Origin of the sequence: Enterobacter sp. HNDS-6, from assembly GCF_039850505.1 — a bacterium.
Taxonomy (GTDB): domain Bacteria; phylum Pseudomonadota; class Gammaproteobacteria; order Enterobacterales; family Enterobacteriaceae; genus Enterobacter; species Enterobacter kobei.
In genome coordinates, this window is the sequence record NZ_CP156673.1 from 12,237 (window position 1) to 29,679 (window position 17,443).

Here is a 17,443-nt window from a genome sequence, read left to right on the forward strand (position 1 = left end):
TTCCTTGTGTGTCTAATCAGTTCCGCAGGGAAGAAATTGTGCTGCATCAGAGAGGGTATGCAGCAAAGTGGTGTCCTGAGGGTTGCCCATCCATACCGCCAGGGCGGTGTAGTTATCCTGCGCATTCCCCTCCTGCTCGCCATTCTTTTGAATGATTTGGTTCATTAAGGTCAGCCATTCCTGAGGCGTATTAACCATATGCAGCGATTGCTTCATTTGCTCTTCGCTGACGCCGTGCCAGAACCCGTCGGTGCAGAGCAGGAATGCATCGCCGTCTTCGACCTGCACGACATCGCTGTAGCTCGCTTCCGGCCCACCGTTTTCAATCCCCAGCGCCAGATAGAGCAGATTACTGTTCAGGTTGTCGGTCTGGTGCCCGGCATCTTTCATCTGCTGCACCAGGCTGTGGTCGGTGGTGACATGCCACAGCCATCCCCGACGAAACAGATACAGACGGCTGTCTCCGGCATGCGCCCAGTAGGCCAGGCCATAATCACGGTCAATAAACAGGCTGACCAGCGTCGTGCCCATCCGGCGATAATCCTGAACGGCCTGCTGTTCGCTGAGAATGGTGCGATTCGCGGTCTGCACATAATCACGGATATGCTGCGCGTTAAGGTGTTTGTCGCCATCGAAGCGGGAAATAATACTGTTGCGGGCCAGTTCAGCGGCCACCTCACCGCCCGGCAGGCCAGCGATGCCGTCACAGACGACAAAGCAGGCTGAACGTTCCCCTATGGTTTCTCCCGTCTGATCCTGGTTGCTGGCGCGCGTCCCCTGGCGGGAGAGAGAAGCCGTTGCGATATTCATTTGTCTTCCGATCCGCTCTGTGAGTCTTTGTACTGATTCACCTCCATGTCATACGCATGAAGGAAGGCTTCGCCGAACAGGGTGTGGAAGTCATCCTCAATCTCGCCCGCCGTCTCGCCATAGCTGCGAACAAAATAGTCCCACAGGGCGGCTTTACGGCTGCCCGGCAGCGCCAGACGCGAGGTCATGCCGTTTTGCTTCGCCTGCTCTTCCAGTTGTTCCGGATTAAAGGATTGCAGCATCGCGGCAATAATGGCGCGGATGCCGGAGATCATGCCCAACTGGTGCGCCTGCAGATCGATCAACGCATCGCGCACGGATTTCGTTGGCGGCATAAAGCCCGGCATCGGGGTGCCAAACATCTGGATCAGAACCGTTTTCCCGGTCGGCAACAGCTTGAACGGGTTGTTGGCATCGTCCAGCACCATGGTCATATCGGCTTTTACGCCGCGTTTAAGAATAGAGCGTGAGGAGAGCAGCGCCACGGTGCCCTGAGAGAACATGCCGAGGATCTGCCCCAGCTGACGCATATTTTCCCGGTCAAACTGCGGGACAGGCTGCATTTCGCTCAGCCCCATCCCTTCCAGCAGTGCCTGCAGCAGTTCCCCCTGCAACACATCGCCCTTCTCTCCAGTGTTCGCGGTAGCAGATGGGGAGGCAGCGTTATTAACCGGATCGATACGCAGGCGGCCCTTAGGGGTCTGAGCGCTGCTGCGCGCAACGGCCTGCGGCGTAGGCATCGTGAAACCTGCATAATCTGGTCTCACCGGCTCCTCTTCTGCACGCGGCGTTTCCTGCGGCTCAGGGGCAAAAAGCGGGGAACCGGCAAGGACGTCTTCCTCCTGCTCAGGCTCAGGCGCTGGCTTTTCGTCAGTGATGTCATCCGGATGGGTTAACGGCGCCCCGCCCATCAGCCCGAGCGGGTCATCATTGCGTGCAGCCGGCGCGCTGGCCTTGCCACCAAATAGCGCCAGCGGATCGAGTTCATCTACCGCCTCTTCTTTAGGGGCGGGTTGAGTCTCAACAGGTGGCACCAGCGTGGAAGGCGTCACGTCGTCGAAAATGCTCTCTTTTTTGAACAGCGTTTCTTCGCCGAACAGCGTGTCCGGGTCGACATTCTTACGCTCAAGCGTGGGATCGCTGTCGTTGAACATCGCCAGCGGATCTTCAGCATTACGCTCCGGCGCCGCAGGCTGAGAGAACGGATCCTGCGAAGCCGGTGACTGCGGTTTTGCACGGTTGCTGGAGATGCTGTCGGAGATGGAAAACTCCTGCATCAGGCTATCCCAGATTTCCGACGGCACGGCAGTTGGTTCCGCTTTACCGCGTGGCGCAGGGTTCGCAGGCTTCGGTTGCGATGCTGGCGCTGGCGCGGCTGTCGGATGCACCTGCTGCTGCATGCTGGCGGCCATGCGGCTCACCGGCTGCGTGTCGTGGATAAGCTCGGCCACTTCGATACGGTAGTCATCAATACCGAGAATGTCGCCATCCTGCAGTTCAACCTGACGCCCCCGCTCCAGCGGAATATCATTTAATACCACGCGGGTGACGCTGCCACGGTTAGTGACGCGACATTCACCATTGGCGTCAACGTGAACAATGGCCTGCAGGCGTGAGATGGTGCGGTCATTGTCCGGCAACACCAGATTGTTATCCGTACCGCGCCCAATGGTGCCGCCCGGGGCATAAAAATCACAGCTGCTCTGCGGCGGCTGATGACCGGGTTTCGTAGAAATAATCGTGAATCGCATGGCGTATTCCTGCTGGTATGATTAGCGCTCAAACGCTGCCGCTCTCGGGGGTGAGAACGGCGGCGTTTGGGGGTTAACACATTCTATTCAGTCTGCGTAAGCTTAAACTGGCCCGAGGGACCTTCTTGTAAGGTGAAACGGGCCGCATAGCGAATAGAATCGTTTTTCCCTGACACTTTCAGAGCAACATCATATTCTCCGGCTTGCCACGCAATCCCCTTCCACTGGTGACACTGTTGGGTCATTAACGTCACCTCAGGGCTAAACGTTGCCGGCGGCGATACCGCTTTCCATTCATTTCCCGCGCGTTTCATTATGGTGGGCGAATGGCTGGTGACAGGCGAGTCTAATCCGGAGTTAGCGGGAATAGCAAAGCAGGGTTCGTTGTTCTTTAGCGTAACCGAAAGCGACTGATATTGTGCAGGATGAGATACACAGGCACTCACCGTTAATGCGATTGCTACAACACTGAGTAACTGTTTCATAACCATACCCGCCGATCTTTAGGATTTTGAATAAACAACGATAATACCTGCAGGTATTTATTCTTCAGGTCGGGGCCGATAATCCCTTCAAACCCTGCAATGTTTCGGAAATCACCCAGACCGTAATTTATCAAATAATAAAAATCTGAAATAATAGAAGCCTGTTGCTCCATACCAAAGTCCGATAGTTTTTTATCAGGGGGCAGAGAATAATTATAACTTGCTGCCCAACTGAATGCGCCTCGGGTTCGAACATTCATTCCAATCTGATGCTGCAATACATGCACCATTTCGTGAATAAACCAGTGTTTATATCGCGGAACTTCTATTGAAAAGTCATCCCGATAATGCGGCTCGCGAAAATAGAGCTCACCATTGGGGGTCATCGCGACATCTGTCGACTGCATATTAAATGGCAAATAGCTTTTATTATGGACTTTAACTTCTGAGTACTTTATTGCGTCACCAAAAACCGAGCGCGCCAGTGCTATTTCGCCAATGGTGAGAGGACGGGCGCCTCCTTCCTGCAAACTTGCCATGCTATCTTCCTTCCCGGTTGATAATGGCCGGGGAAAACTCCCCGGCCACTTGCGCAATTACGCTTCTTTGTTCTCTTTGATGTTCCAGCCAGCGCTGCTTTCAGCACCTTTACCACCGGCAGTGGTCTGCTCCCAGTACTGCTGTTTCACTTTCGCAGCCTGGAACGCGTAGGTCACACCAACGGTATCGCCGTTGTCTGCACCGGTGTACTGAACAGAAGTCACCAGCACATCTTCCAGCGTGATGCGGGTATATTCCACCTGCTGACCACCGGCTTTACAGACGGACAGTTCAACTTTGGTCAGGTGTTTACCGCTGGCGCAGTGTTTCAGGATTGCAGTGGTGGATTTGTCGATCAGAGCATTAACGTGCAGATCGTTAAAGTTTACTTTACCGGCACCGCCGCCACCGCCAACGCTCATATTACCTGGCTGGGAAGCGCCCCAGGAGAAGGAGGTAATATCAGTCCAGCCGGTGTGGTTAGAATCTTTAGATTCGCCCGTAACACCCTCGACCTTCAGAAACATATCAATAGCCATAATATCTACTCTTCGTGGATGAACAATATTGCTTTCGAAAAAGCACTTATATGGCAAACAGGAAAGCATGGGGCTGAATAAAACCGTCCATATTTTACCTCTGCCTCTAGCCTGACGAATTCGAACTTCGTACAGACTCTTCAGAGTGCCTGCAATTGCAACCACCCTAAATTTTGTTAGTCACACTTCATGGTAACTAAGCGCTAGACAATCGTTCACTGTATCATCTAGAATATTTTCAATCGTCTATCATTCAACCAAGGCAACATAACATGAAGAAAACATTCTTATTAATACTTACCGTTGTATTTTTGATTATCGCAATTTTCACAACTGTAGATCTTTTCCAATCAGCCTGGTATGTATTTTCATTAGAAAAAGTCACTACAATTTCTGCAGGCTTACTTTTTGGGAAGTTAATTTTCCTTCTGGTTGCCCTTTTGGCATTTTACTTCTCGCTAAAGTTTTTGCGCAAATCAAAGTCTTGACTTTAATTTTTCCGCAAAATAGTAAATAGCGATAGATGCAACTAAAAGAATGATTAATAGAATTGCATTTATCGTTATTACTAAGGTGGTTGCCGACCAATCAAAAACAAAAATATAATAGCCAAGAGTTGAGAAAAAAAGCATAAATGAAACAATAAGCATGAGATAAACCACAACGTACTTTGATGCTCTTTTAAACACGACTAGCTCCTGCTAAAAATCGGCTAAAAATCTCTTTATCTATAGCACCATGACTCTGTTGTAAATTTATAGCTTCAATAAATGGCTTAATATTATCTTCAACGAGAAAATATAACAAATCTAAATCACCCGCACCACGCAGCTCAAAGTAAATATTCTTGTTTAATTTTAACAGATCGTATGAAGTATAAACTGAGCGAGAAATTGAAGCCCCCACACTTAATACACCAGTAAGTCCTGCAGAAACAAGAAATCGCGGAACAATTTTTGAAACGAATAGCGTAATTAATTCATTTACGAAAACCATTTTAAAGGCTATTCCACCTACTTGCGACCCACCTACTTTTAGGAGGAGTTCCTTAGATTGCTCTTCAGATAAACCAGACAGATAACGTTTGACCACTGTATTGATTAACCGACGCACATCTTCTGATGTAAGCCCTTTTTTGATTAGCGTTAACAACCTAATTTTATCTGTTTCATTTCGCCACCGATGGTCTGTATCCAGAAAATCTTTGGTTAACATCCATAAGTCTTCTGGGATTGACATAAAACCATCGACCGCGCTACGAGCGAAAATTTCCGGGCCACTCTGTTTACGCGTATCAAAAATCTTCAACATGCCATCTGCAATTTCTTTTGGTGAACTCGTTCCCAATGTTGACTCCTCCTCAGGTTAATGAATATCGATGGTTTTCTAAATGAGTTATGCCAATGTAGTTTACTTTGCCGGCCCTCCAGGGCCGGCACTCATCATCACGCGTCTTTCGTCTTCAGCGACGGCAGTTTAGAAACCAGACGCAGGGAAACGGTCAGGCCTTCCAGCTGGTAGTGTGGACGCAGGAAGAACTTCGCGGCGTAGTAACCCGGGTTGTCTTCAATCTCCTGCACCTGCACTTCCGCAGCCGCCAGCGGTTTACGGGACTTGGTTTCCTGAGAGGAGTTCGCCGGGTCACCGTCCACGTAGTTCATTACCCAGTCGTTCAGCCAGCGTTCCATCTCTTCGCGCTCGCGGAAGGAGCCGATTTTGTCGCGCACGATGCACTTCAGATAGTGGGCAAAGCGGCAGCAGGCGAACAGGTACGGCAGACGAGAAGCCAGACGCGCATTCGCGGTGGCATCCGGATCGTGGTACTCGGCCGGTTTTTGCAGAGATTGCGCGCCAATGAAGGCAGCAAAGTCGGAGTTTTTCCGGTGAACCAGCGGCATGAAGCCGTTTTTCGCCAGCTCGGCTTCGCGGCGGTCGCTGATGGCGATCTCGGTCGGGCATTTCATGTCCACGCCGCCGTCATCGCTTGGGAAAGTGTGGCACGGCAGGTTTTCTACTGCCCCACCGGACTCCACGCCGCGAATCGAGGTGCACCAGCCGTACTCTTTGAAGGAGCGGTTGATGTTGGCCGCCATCGCATAGGCGGCGTTCGCCCACGAATAGCTGTTGTGGTTTGCGCCGTCGGTCTGCTCTTCAAAATCAAAGCTGTCGACCGGGTTAGTGCGGATGCCATACGGCAGGCGCGACAGGAAGCGCGGCATCACCAGCCCCAGATAGCGGGCATCTTCAGATTCACGCAGTGAACGCCAGGCCGCGTATTCGGTATTCTGGAAGATTTTGGTCAGGTCGCGCGGGTTAGCCAGCTCCTGCCAGGACTCCATCTGCATCACGCCCGGTGCGGTACCGGTGATGAACGGACAGTGTGCCGCAGAGCCGATGCGCGCCATTTCGCCCAGCAGCTCAACGTCCTGCGGGCTGTGGTCGAAGTAGTAGTCGCCCACGATGCAGCCAAACGGCTCGCCGCCAAACTGACCGTACTCCTGCTCGTAGATTTTCTTGAAGATCGGGCTCTGGTCCCAGCCCACGCCCTTGAAGCGCTTTAGGGTACGGCCCAGTTCCTGCTTGGAGATGCTCATAAAGCGGATCTTCAGCATCTCGTCAGTTTCGGTGTTGTTCACCAGGTAGCTCAGACCGCGCCAGGCGCTCTCCAGCTTCTGAAACTCTTCGTGGTGAATGATCTGGTTCACCTGCTGAGAGAGCTGTTCGTCGATACCGGCAATCAGGTTCTGAATGGTGCGATAGGTATCGTTAGAGAAGGTAACAGTATTCTCCAGCGCCTGCTGTGCCAGGGTCTTGACCGCGCTTTCCACGGCAGAACGCGCCTGATCGGTTTTCGGGCGGAACTCTTTGTTCAGCAGCGCGCTGAATTCATCCTGGCTGAAGGCCTGACCCGCCTGCTGCTCATGTTGTTGAGTCTGGTTGCTCATCGATTATTCCTCGCTACCTTTCGCACTGTCGTCATTTTTCGGCAACTGGCTCAGAGATTTGAGCAGCGTCGGATCCTGCAGAATTTTTGCGATCAGCTCTTCCGCGCCGTTTTTGCCGTCCATGTAGGTCAGCAGGTTGGAGAGCTGAGTACGTGCTTCCAGCAGCTTGTTCAGCGGCTCCACCTTGCGGGCCACCGCGTCCGGCAGGAAGTCGTCCATGCTGTCGAAGGTCAGATCGACGTTGAGTTTACCTTCGCCAGTCAGGGTATTATCCACCTGGAACGCCACGCGCGGCTTCAGCGCCTTCATGCGTTCGTCAAAGTTGTCGATGTCGATTTCAAGGAATTTGCGATCGTCGACCGCCGGCAGGTTTTCCACCGGTTTACCGACCAGATCGGCCATGACGCCCATCACAAACGGCAGCTGAATCTTACGTTCTGCACCGTAGATCTCTACGTCGTACTCGATCTGCACGCGGGGGGCACGGTTACGTGCGATGAATTTCTGCCCACTGTTACTCATTGCCATGATGTTCTCCATCAAAGATGCGCGGTGAAGGTGAAACGGCAGGCTCCATGCCTGTCGTCATAATGCCTGGACGCGTTATTCGCGGCGTCCAAAGATATTTTCCAGTTGGTTAACGCCGTCTGGCGCCAGGTCGCGAATAATGTCCATAAAGTTAAGTTCTGACAGCCGCTGCACCCGTTCAATCATCAGCGGTGCGGGGTGGCTCGGTTCGTACTGCGCAAAATACTGTTTTGCTTTTTCAAGCATCAGCTGCGCATCGGCACGGCTGGTGACCTGCACGCTGCGCCAGTCGGTAACCGGCTGAGCGGGTTGCGTAGCCGCAGGTTGATGATCGGCTTGCGGTTCAGCCTGCGCCTCGCGGCCCGGCAACAGCTTGCTGATGTCGGTCACCTGACAGGCACTGGCGACCAGTCCTGTGGTCTTCAGCAGTTGCTCCATCTCGGGTACACCGCTTTCACCGAGATATCCGGTAAGCAGCGCGCGGATGGCCAGCAACCGCTCGTTAATCACGATTACCGCGGCAGTCCCTGGCTGGTCGCCGCGGGCCAGTTCGTCAATCAATCTTGGACGGCCCCCAGGATAGTCCGGGCATTCAGTTTTACTGCCGTCCAGCAGTGCCTGGGCGTCCCGCAGCGAAATTTCATCGCCGTTTGAACGCAGCAGCGAGGCGTTACGTACCGCAATGGTGAGTTCAGATTTATCGCTCAGCCCCGCCAGGGCATTAATCCGATAGAACGGGTCGGTTTCGCCATACTCCTCCAGAAGCGGATAGAGCGGCTCCCAGTAGCGCGCGAGCGCCTCCTGCACCAGCAGCAGCCCGTCTGCGTAGCCTGCCAGCCCGCGGCGGCGTGTCCACGCATGGGTTAGCGCCAGCATCACGCGCAAATCTTTCGTGCGCGCCAGCAGGCTGGTGGCGTATTTTTCTACCGTGTTCCAGTCAGCAGGCTCTGCCGGGATAATGGTGTCGCCAAACTGCTGTTCCGCTTTCCCCTGGCTTGCCTGGTTCATCACCTGGAAGTCAGCGTCGTATTCCAGATTGTCGCCACAGGGTTTATCCGGGCTTATAGGCGCGAGAAATTCTTCGATATTCATGAGATCCCTGCTTATTCAAACATGGGCGGATAAAGACCGTGACGTCCCGGGCGGGCGCCCCCTGCCGGGTCGAACAGCAGGGTGAAAAGCTGCCCGGTAAAGTTGCCGCTGTGGACATGGGTGTACAGCGGGTAACCGTCGCAGCGGTTGGTCCACCAGTAGCTGGTCTGACGCAGCGGGTCAAAACACTCTGCCGCCTGCGGCCAGCCCAGCGTGCTCTGACCGTCCTCGTCATAGCCAATCACGTCAAGGATGTCGGAACGCTTTTGCGGCTCGACGGGCTGCGGAGCCGGAATGGACATCAGCATCTCATCCAGCTGCGAGGCGGAAAAACTGTTGCGCACCGCGTGCAGTCCCAGACGACCAATCTGCTGATACCAGCTTTCCGCCTGGCTGAGCAGGCTGGTCGACCACTCTGACGGGGCGAAGCTCAGCTGGATGCACACCGGGTATTGTCGGCCAACGCTGTCCCGAGCGGGCAGCAGGCAGCCCATCTGGATCATCTGGCTGCCCAGCATTGGGGGGACAACAAAATTCCACACCGGCGCTTTGGTGAACGGGCGTTCTCCGCTACGCTGCTCTTCCTGCTGCCAGGCAAGCAGGCCAACCTGAAACCAGTGCGACCACTGGCGCTGTAAGGTGTCAGGAAAGCGGCGCTGCAGGAAATCTCCGGCGCTGGGTAATTTGCCATACCAGCTGTAGCGGTTCATCGCAGGGGTATTCGTCATACGGCTGTCCTTGCGGTTATGGGCATGAGAAACGGGGTAGCTGGAACGGATTGCGAATGCTGTTTGGCGCAAACTCCAGCGTGACCTGATGTCCGTCGACGTTGAAGGTGGCCTGACGGCTCAGGCTACCTGCGCCCGGGCTGGTGCTCGCTTTGTCGAAAAAGCGGTTGAGTGCCCAGGCGCCGTTGGTCACCAGCGTCGCCGTGCTGCCGTTAGCCAGCCCCAACTGCATGCGGACCTGGTTGGTGCCGCCCGGCCCCGGCCAGTTCATGATTTGAACGGCTTGCGGACCGTGGCTGTAGCGCAGCAGCTGGCCGTCAACGTCCAGCGTCAGGTTCAGGATGGTGTTATCCATTCGCACGGTGCGTACCGTGACCTTGAAAGACGGCGTGGTGGCACCATTCGCAAAGAAAGCGTCGCGAATCGACTGGGCCTGCTGGAACGGTCTCAGCAGCCCTTCACTTCCCGGCAGCGTTTTACCGTCGATGCCCGGCATAAAGCGCCAGTTTGCCTGGGTGGTATCGACTTTATTGGTCAGGTTGTCGCGAAAGAAGGTGTCCATTAGCCCGGTACCAGGCGCAAACATGCGGGCGAGGTCGTCTGGGGTAACTTCCGTGCTGGCGCTACGCACCAGCGGATAACGCCCGGCAATGGCCTGGCGGCAGAACCCGCCCACTTCGACGTTAATCCGCTTACGCACGTTCTCCAGATCGCGGCGCTGGGTATCGCTGCTGGCACCCACCGCCATATTGCTGAACATGGTCTGCAGCCCACCCGGCAGACGACCGGCGCTGGCCTGCAGACGGCTGATCGCCTCGCCGCCCGGCGCTGGCATGCCGCTGTTGGCGGCATCCTGTACGGCGGTCAGGTAACGATAAAGCTCATCCACCTGCTTAAGAAAATCATCAAAGACGATGGTCTTGCCCCCCTTCTCCAGCGGCTGGGCCAGCTCAATCATCGGGGCGTAGTGGTCCGTCACCAGCTGTTCCGGGGCCTGGGTAACGGCTGCGGCCTGCGTCGGGGCAGTGTCATTATTGCTGAACAGCGCTTCCAGCGTGCGGGTGGCACGGTTGCTCTGCGCCTGCGCTTTACCGGCGTCTTCCGGGGCTGGCGTATCGCGCGACAGCGTCAGCACCTGGCTCAGGTTCTGCACCAGACGGCGCAGGGGTGAGTTTGCGCCTGAGAGCAGACGCGCAGTGTTGATGCGCTGGGAAAGATCGGCGCTGTTGTTAAGCTGAATGTCGGCGAGAAAGCGATCCCAGGTAGCGATAAAGTCGCGCATGTAGAGCTGACGCACGGCGTTGTCAATCTGCTGTTTATCCTCCTGCGCCGTCGCGGCGCCCAACACCCAGGCGTCGTCTTCATGCAGTGCGGTGGTCACGCTGTCGATCTGGCTGTTAAAGCTTTTCCAGTAACCGTCTGGCGTATAAAGACCCGGCACGCCGTCGCTTACCGACTTGCCGCTTTTGCGTGAAAACACCAGCTCGCTCTGCGGTCCGCCCAGGTCGGAAAGGGAGACCGGCTTAAGGTTTTCATCATGCTCCAGCAGACGCTTAAGACGACCATACACGCGAGTGGATAACGGCTGCTGATTGATCAGCGCGCGTTCACGCGCCACCAGGGACGCGTCCTGCGCGTACGGCGAAGCCTGAATTTTCGGCTCCAGCAACTGCGTCAGGTGCCATTCAAGCTGTTGCAGCTGAGCTTTCGTCACGTTCTGCGGCAGGTTACGCTGCAGATTGAGCATCACCCATGAATGCAGGAATTTGCCGTCGTAGTGCTTCGGCTGGTAAAGCATCTGATAGGCTTTCAGCGCTTCATAGCTGTACTCCACGTCGCTGCCATTATCGTTGCGAAGCCAGGTGGTGATGTGCATGGCGACCGCTGGCAACAGCAGCTGATCCAGCGCTTTCTGGTACAGAGACTGAGAGGCATCGCTGACGTCATCTCCGCGGTAGAGCCCCATGCGACGGGAAACCGGCGGATCGTTTACATCAAACGCATCGCTTTTTGGCAGATCAACCAGACCATTCATCAGCGGCAGCAGATCGAACAGATCGCGCTGCGGCTGGTTCTGCAAGGCTTTGCTCTGCTGATCCAGCAGCGGCACCTTCGCATCCACCTCTTCCAGATAGGCCTTATTTTTGGCATAGCTGGTCAGCCACAGTCCGCCGAGTATCACCAGCAGGGCCAGCAGCGCCGCATAGCCGGACCAGATCACCGCCCGGTTACGCAGTTCCCACCAGCGGTTTTCTCCGGCAATGCCGGCTTCCTGGAAAATGACGTTTTGCAGCAGGTTTTTAATAAAGAAGCTTTGGCCTTTCGCCCCAGGGATCGGCGCGTCTTTACTTACCGAATCCCAGTTATCACTCTCTCCCCCTTCCGGCAGAGAGAGCGCACGGTTCAGTTCGCCCATGACGCGGTCAAACGGCATCCCTTCCTGGGTGCCGCTGGCAAAGTAGATCCCACGCGGAGAGAACTCGGTTTCAAAGTTGGAGCGGGCGAAGACCGTGCTCAGGTAATCCGCCAGCAGGGGACGCAATGCGGCGAACTCCTGCGGGAAGAGATACGCTTCGGCACGGGTTTTCGCGTCATGCTCTTTCAGCATGGTTTCCGGCAGCCCGGCATCGAGGCGCTGCTGCAAGAGCGAGAACTCTTGCTGGAAGTTGCCCATCAGGTCGTAATCGGCGTGTTTAGTCTGCTCCCACGGCAGCGTAAAGCCCCAAATCTGGTCCCGCTGCGCTTTGTCGTAGTCGGCAAACCACGCACGGAAACCTTTGAGCAGGTCAGCTTTAGTGACCATCACGTAAACCGGGAAGCGGATACCCAGCTGCTCGTGCAGCTCAGAAAGACGCTGGCGCAGATTCACCGCCTGCTGGCGTGACGCCTCCGCAGACTGGGTGAGCAGATCAGAGATGCTGATGGTGACAATGACGCCGTTGATCGGCTGACGACGACGGTACTTACGCAGTAACCCCATGAACTGCAGCCATTCACCGGCATCCTGCACCTGCTCGCTTTCTTGCGTGGTATAGCGGCCCGCCGTGTCGAGCAGCACAGCCTCGTTGGTGAACCACCAGTCGCAGTTGCGCGTACCGCCGATACCCCGCAGCGCGGTCTTACCGAAGCGGTCAGCCAGCGGGAATTGCAGTCCGGAGTTAACCAGCGCCGTGGTTTTACCGGAGCCCGGTGCGCCAATAATCACGTACCATGGCAGTTGATACAGGTATTGCGTGCTGAAGCGTTGCGTCCACTGGGCGCCCTGTCCTGCTTTGCTGAAGTGCGCTTTTTTGAGCATCTGCGCGGCTTCATCGAAACGGCTGGCAAGGATTTGCTCCTCGCTGTTCAGGCGTTTCTGCGGATCCGCCGCTTCCGGGCTGGTGGTGTTCTCGTTGAGCTTATCCATCAGCTTGCGGTTCAGCCAGGCGTTATAGAGACGCGGCAGAATGTGTCCCTGCGCCCAGAGCAGATAGACCACAGCAATACTGATAATGCGGTTCTGTTCAGATTCCAGGGGTCGGGTATCCACAATGGACAACAGCGGACCAATCATCCAGATCACCGCCGCAAGCGCGGTTACGCCCAGGAAGCTCCACAGAATGCGGTTGGTCAGAATGGAAAGAAGTGTAGTCAGCATCCTTAGTTTCCTTGCGGCAATCCGTTCAGCTCAGCCTGAGTGTTTTCAGGCGACACCAGCAGAGTAATTTCCACACGGCGGTTACGGGCGCGGTTTTCCGGCGTCGTGTTCGGTGCTACCGGGTTAATCTCACCCCGCCCTTCCGCTTTCACGCGGTCTGGCTGAGAGAGGCTTCCTTGCAGCATTTTCTGTACCGAGCGGGCGCGTTCCAGAGAAAGCTCATAGTTGGAAGCGAAGCGCGCGCTGCGGATTGGAACGTTGTCGCTGTATCCCACCACCAGAATTTTGCCGCTGACGTTGTTCATCGCCTGCGCTATGCGGTTAATAACCGGTTCATAACGGTCACGCACCACCGTCGAGGCGGAGGCAAACAGCCCGTCTCCTTTCAGGATAACGACGCTGCGATCCGCTTCATCTTTTACCGCGACCAGACCTGCCTCGATTTCAGGCTTCAGGAAGCCGCGCAGGTTTAGCACTGCGGGCAACTGACGGGCCGGTTGCTGAATGGTGGTTTCCGGCAACTGGGACTGATAAATCTTCGCCAGGACCGGACTGGTGTTATCGCCAAGACGCCAGTTAAGGACGATATAAAACAGGCAGGCGATAAACCCGGCCAGCGCCACGCAGGCCCACAGTGGAACCATCGGCCGCCACAGCTTACGCAGCACCGGGCGATCTTCCGGGTGGGGAGACAGCGGTGGCGGATAGCTGCCCCGCACGCCGCGGATCATCTGCCACAGCCGCTGCTTGATGGTCTCAAGCTGGGTGCGACCATTGTCCAGCACACGGTAACGCCCTTCGAAACCGAGCAGCAGGCAATAGTTGATCATCTCCAGCAGCAGGATATGTTCGCGCGGGTTCTGTGACAGACGCGCCAGCAGCTGGAAAAACTTCTCACCGCCCCAGGTTTCGTTATGGAACGTCACCAGCAGGCCATTGCTTGACCAGACGCCGCTGCTGCCCCAGGGGGTAAGCGCAGCGGCCTCATCCAGCGCCGTGCAAAGGCAGTAACGCGCCCCGACGATCACTTCGTAGGGTAGCCCCGCCTGCTGACAGCGGACTTCAAAACGGCGAATCTCATCGATCAGGCGCTGGCGTAACGCCACCTGATCGTCATGTGAAACCGAATGACGGATCTGCGGAATCGCATTGAGCAGCGGATTAGCGGCCGCCACCAGCTGATTGTTGCTACTGGCTCCGGTAAACGCGGCATCACTGCCGGTATCCTGTCGTTCCTGCATATTAAGCGCTCGCTTTATTATTCTGTCGGGCTACGGATGGCCCAAAACTCCATATCCAGCCCCGGGAACTCCCCTGCCAGGTGCAGGGCGAAGGCGCCGGACTTATCCATCTCGTGCCACAGCTCGCTGCCCTTCTCCAGCTCGAAATAGCTGTAGCCTGCATGCCACGGGATCTGCGGCGGCGCGACCGGCATGGCGCGCAGCATAATGCCCGGCAGCTGAAGCTGGACCAGATCGCGGATTTTCGACACCGGCGCGATTTTCATCTGCGCAGGGAAATGGGTTTGCAGGTGTTCGCCGGGCACATTCGCTTTGACGGCCAGCACGAAGCCAAACTCGCGTACCATGCTGGTTTCAGGAACGGTGGCAATGTTAAGACCATGCGAGCGCTCGTTAAGCGGCAGCTGAATAGCGTGGTCTTCCATCACCAGCGACAGCCCCTGACGCAGCATCAGCATCAGCTTACTGAAGCAGTTCGCCAGATCGTCGTGATCGTAGACCGGCAGCACGCTCTCCGTGGTCCGTTGTGGGGTCCAGGTGGCAAGCTCGGACGCAAACGGCAGCCAGCTGCGCCAGAGGGTTTCCGGGTGCAGCAGCGGCAGCGTTTTTAAATGCGAAACCTCGCCAAGATGACGGTTCACCAGCGACAGTAACGTAAATTCAATCAGTTCCGAGGTGTTAAAACGGCCAGGCTGGCGCAGACGGCCGCCGATCTGCTGGCTGCGCTGCACCAGTAAGCCGTGCAGATCGTTAATCATGCTGTAGATCTGCGGACTGTTATTGGCGTTCAGCATCGGCGGGATGTAGCTGTTATCGAGCCGGACGTGGTTGTCGTGGCGTTTTTCAGTGACAAACGCCACGCCGATTGCGGTCCATTCTGCCGTGAGATCCTTTTCCAGCATCAGCGTCAGGCGCAGGCGGCCAAACTGTACGGTGGCATCCCCCACCGACATGGCGTTGTCGTCTTCGACCTCTTGCTCGAACGCGATGAAGCGCGCCAGCGAGGCCGGCTCTTCGCTGAAGATCACCTCTTCCCGCTCGCCACGACGTACCGGCAGTGCGAGCACCACCTTTTCGTTGGTGAGATTGTCAGGGATTTTAAGCGGCACAGGACCATTGCGTCCGTTGCGCACCTGGAAGAAGGTCCCGTCTGGCAGAAGCCCACTGCAGTAGCTCAGGGCAATGCATCCCTGACGAAGCATCGCTTCGTCGAGTTCAACATCAAGAAAGCCCCAAAGATAGGAACGCTGCAACGCACCCCATTCACGAACGTGGTTGAGCAGATAACTTTCAGTCCGCTGAAAATGGTGTGGACGCAGGAACATGCCTTCGGTCCAGACGACCTTTTCTGCTTTCGTCATGATGATGTGTTTCCTGTTGTGAAGCGCGTTACTGGCTGATGACCCGAATGCCATTTACGTCGAGAAAAACGTTGGCCTGGAGTTCATCCGCGGACCATTTCCAGAACTGGTAGATATGATTGTCGCCTGGCACAGGCAGAGGGAGAGACACGCGCCATTTTTTACCATCCAGCTTCTGATATTCCGCCATCACGCCGATGTAGCGAGCCTCGGGATCGCTCTGACCGCTGAGGGTTTTCGACAGCTGTCCCGGCATCAGGAAGAACACATCGCTGTTCAGCAGATTCGCGCCAAGGGTTGCTGACGCGTTGTTCTGCAGGGAATAGAAGTCGCTGGACATGAAATCCGCATCGGATTTCAACAACAGCACACGGACTTTAAGCGGCGCAGAATCATTGATTTGTGGATGAGCCTGAAACTGCAGATTGTAGCGGGAGGGGTCGCTGTGTGAAGACGACGTACAACCACTCACAAGGGCGAAAACCGCCGCGTAAAAGACCAACCACAGCTTATGAAAATTTTTATTATTCATAAAAATACGCCCACGAAAGCCGTTTAGTTCAGGATCCAGGTACCGTTAGCGCTGTCTTTGCAGGCTTTGCTGTTGCCATCGACATCAACGCAGGTCGCTTTTTTACGCGCCTTAGGACGAATGGCCTGTTTACGGACGGTCGCTTCATACTGGTCGGCTTTGATAACTGCACGCATCGGGACGTAACCAATCAGCTGGTCATTACCCTCATCGGCAAGCGCCATCCAGTAGTGTTCAACCTGACCCAGCACCACGTAGGTTTTTCCAGTTTCCAGCGTACGGATAACCTTTCCGCCAAAGTCAGGACGGCTCATCAGGGAAGCCGGATACATGGCACGATAAGGCTCGTTGAGCGGAGTGAATTCCGTCGGCGGCAACACGGCGTGACGGTGCGTTAAGGTGACACCGTTGACCTGACTGGTCACGATCGTGTCGTCGTTGATTGCAGGTTTCTGTGGCGCTTTACAGCCCGCCACCGCCATGACAAACAGAAGTGAAAACAGTACGCGCATTTTCATATGCTTTTCCGTAGCGATATTTCGATAATGGAGATAAGGGGATGAAATTTGACTTAGGTGCTATTGTTAAAATAGTCAGGATAATTTCGGGGTGTTACTATTTTGAGGGCATAGCTACCGCACGAACCTATCAGAATAAGGCCCAGCGTCTTCCTGACATATTTTGACAAACGGTAAACAAGTTTACATGAGCTTCGCATCAATTCAATATTTACCGCTACGTAAGTGGCGGTTAATGAAGCAGTCGAAACATTATAGGATTTATCTGATAAAAAAACCCGACATGGCCTACCTTCACTTATTTTCACTCCACACACAGATGTAAGTTATTGTTGTAAAAATAAAAAACACAAAAGAGAACGACTTTCATTAACGCAATAAAGCTATTATCGCCACTACCATAATTAGTAGAATTCTCCTATTGGTGATGTCAAAAGAATATATCGCCGATGAATTATTTGTTGCACTAACAGAGTATCTTTAATATTAACCGTACTGCTCGCTCGCAGGACGCCTATTTCACTTATGACGCGGGCGTTAATTTTACTGCTCAAAATAACTTTATATTTCACGCTGTGATAATTACCGCATAAGACTTAAAAACAGCCATTAATCATTAAGCCAGAATAAACATTCAGGTCCCTATTTTAATCCTGAAGGTGCTATACCCCCTGCCAGCCGTGGCATTTCTGTTTCTAATCGACCTGAGCCTTCATTCGAAATTTTATCGGTGCTA

General features: G+C 54.8%; 16 protein-coding genes. 1 reads left to right on the forward strand and 15 read right to left on the reverse strand.

Features of this window, described 5'->3' with window-relative positions:
• Positions 1 to 12: 12 nt before the first annotated feature.
• From ABFI50_RS00060 to ABFI50_RS00080, 5 genes are all read right to left on the reverse strand, one after another.
• Entirely contained in the window at positions 13 to 810 is a 798-nt protein-coding gene (locus ABFI50_RS00060) for a protein phosphatase 2C domain-containing protein (protein WP_014884226.1), read from the reverse strand.
• Positions 807 to 2,561 (reverse strand): type VI secretion system-associated FHA domain protein TagH, encoded by a 1,755-nt coding sequence (tagH, locus tag ABFI50_RS00065; RefSeq protein ID WP_347485106.1) that lies wholly within the window; start codon positions 2,559 to 2,561, stop codon positions 807 to 809. Before tagH ends, ABFI50_RS00060 begins: the two co-directional genes overlap by 4 nt.
• 83 nt (positions 2,562 to 2,644) lie before the next feature.
• Positions 2,645 to 3,052, reverse strand: a complete 408-nt coding sequence (locus tag ABFI50_RS00070) for a putative T6SS immunity periplasmic lipoprotein (protein ID WP_045269550.1) — start codon at positions 3,050 to 3,052, stop codon at positions 2,645 to 2,647.
• The gene (locus tag ABFI50_RS00075) at positions 3,043 to 3,585 is read right to left on the reverse strand and encodes a hypothetical protein (RefSeq protein ID WP_045269551.1); all 543 of its coding nucleotides are present in this window, start codon (positions 3,583 to 3,585) and stop codon (positions 3,043 to 3,045) included. Before ABFI50_RS00075 ends, ABFI50_RS00070 begins: the two co-directional genes overlap by 10 nt.
• A 57-nt stretch (positions 3,586 to 3,642) precedes the next feature.
• The gene (locus ABFI50_RS00080) at positions 3,643 to 4,125 is read right to left on the reverse strand and encodes a type VI secretion system tube protein Hcp (protein ID WP_014884229.1); all 483 of its coding nucleotides are present in this window, start codon (positions 4,123 to 4,125) and stop codon (positions 3,643 to 3,645) included.
• Positions 4,126 to 4,397: 272 nt separating this feature from the next.
• Between ABFI50_RS00080 and ABFI50_RS00085 the strand changes: the two genes are divergently transcribed.
• Positions 4,398 to 4,613, forward strand: coding sequence for a hypothetical protein (locus tag ABFI50_RS00085; RefSeq protein ID WP_096218480.1), 216 nt, complete (start codon positions 4,398 to 4,400; stop codon positions 4,611 to 4,613).
• 193 nt (positions 4,614 to 4,806) lie between these two features.
• Here ABFI50_RS00085 and ABFI50_RS00090 read toward each other — a convergent pair whose 3' ends face one another.
• From ABFI50_RS00090 to ABFI50_RS00135, 10 genes are all read right to left on the reverse strand, one after another.
• Positions 4,807 to 5,472 (reverse strand): hypothetical protein, encoded by a 666-nt coding sequence (locus ABFI50_RS00090; protein WP_232932633.1) that lies wholly within the window; start codon positions 5,470 to 5,472, stop codon positions 4,807 to 4,809.
• 98 nt (positions 5,473 to 5,570) lie between these two features.
• Positions 5,571 to 7,070 carry a type VI secretion system contractile sheath large subunit gene (tssC, locus tag ABFI50_RS00095; RefSeq protein WP_014884232.1) on the reverse strand — a complete coding sequence of 500 codons (1,500 nt, stop codon included), beginning with the start codon at positions 7,068 to 7,070 and terminating at the stop codon, positions 5,571 to 5,573.
• A gap of 3 nt (positions 7,071 to 7,073) precedes the next feature.
• Positions 7,074 to 7,598, reverse strand: coding sequence for a type VI secretion system contractile sheath small subunit (gene tssB / locus ABFI50_RS00100; RefSeq protein ID WP_014884233.1), 525 nt, complete (start codon positions 7,596 to 7,598; stop codon positions 7,074 to 7,076).
• A 75-nt stretch (positions 7,599 to 7,673) separates the two neighbouring features.
• Positions 7,674 to 8,690 carry a type VI secretion system protein TssA gene (gene tssA / locus ABFI50_RS00105; RefSeq protein ID WP_014884234.1) on the reverse strand — a complete coding sequence of 339 codons (1,017 nt, stop codon included), beginning with the start codon at positions 8,688 to 8,690 and terminating at the stop codon, positions 7,674 to 7,676.
• A gap of 11 nt (positions 8,691 to 8,701) precedes the next feature.
• Positions 8,702 to 9,418 carry a type VI secretion system-associated protein TagF gene (gene tagF, locus ABFI50_RS00110; RefSeq protein WP_032636241.1) on the reverse strand — a complete coding sequence of 239 codons (717 nt, stop codon included), beginning with the start codon at positions 9,416 to 9,418 and terminating at the stop codon, positions 8,702 to 8,704.
• Positions 9,419 to 9,434: 16 nt separating this feature from the next.
• The gene (tssM, locus tag ABFI50_RS00115) at positions 9,435 to 13,055 is read right to left on the reverse strand and encodes a type VI secretion system membrane subunit TssM (protein WP_023330613.1); all 3,621 of its coding nucleotides are present in this window, start codon (positions 13,053 to 13,055) and stop codon (positions 9,435 to 9,437) included.
• A 2-nt stretch (positions 13,056 to 13,057) separates the two neighbouring features.
• Entirely contained in the window at positions 13,058 to 14,296 is a 1,239-nt protein-coding gene (locus ABFI50_RS00120) for a DotU family type VI secretion system protein (RefSeq protein WP_045134169.1), read from the reverse strand.
• A gap of 17 nt (positions 14,297 to 14,313) precedes the next feature.
• Positions 14,314 to 15,657 carry a type VI secretion system baseplate subunit TssK gene (gene tssK, locus ABFI50_RS00125; RefSeq protein WP_014884238.1) on the reverse strand — a complete coding sequence of 448 codons (1,344 nt, stop codon included), beginning with the start codon at positions 15,655 to 15,657 and terminating at the stop codon, positions 14,314 to 14,316.
• Positions 15,658 to 15,685: 28 nt separating this feature from the next.
• Positions 15,686 to 16,189: a type VI secretion system lipoprotein TssJ gene (gene tssJ / locus ABFI50_RS00130; protein WP_032636238.1), complete on the reverse strand. Its 504-nt coding sequence runs from the start codon at positions 16,187 to 16,189 to the stop codon at positions 15,686 to 15,688.
• 23 nt (positions 16,190 to 16,212) lie between these two features.
• The gene (locus ABFI50_RS00135) at positions 16,213 to 16,707 is read right to left on the reverse strand and encodes a hypothetical protein (RefSeq protein ID WP_014884240.1); all 495 of its coding nucleotides are present in this window, start codon (positions 16,705 to 16,707) and stop codon (positions 16,213 to 16,215) included.
• Between the last annotated feature and the right edge of the window lie 736 nt (positions 16,708 to 17,443).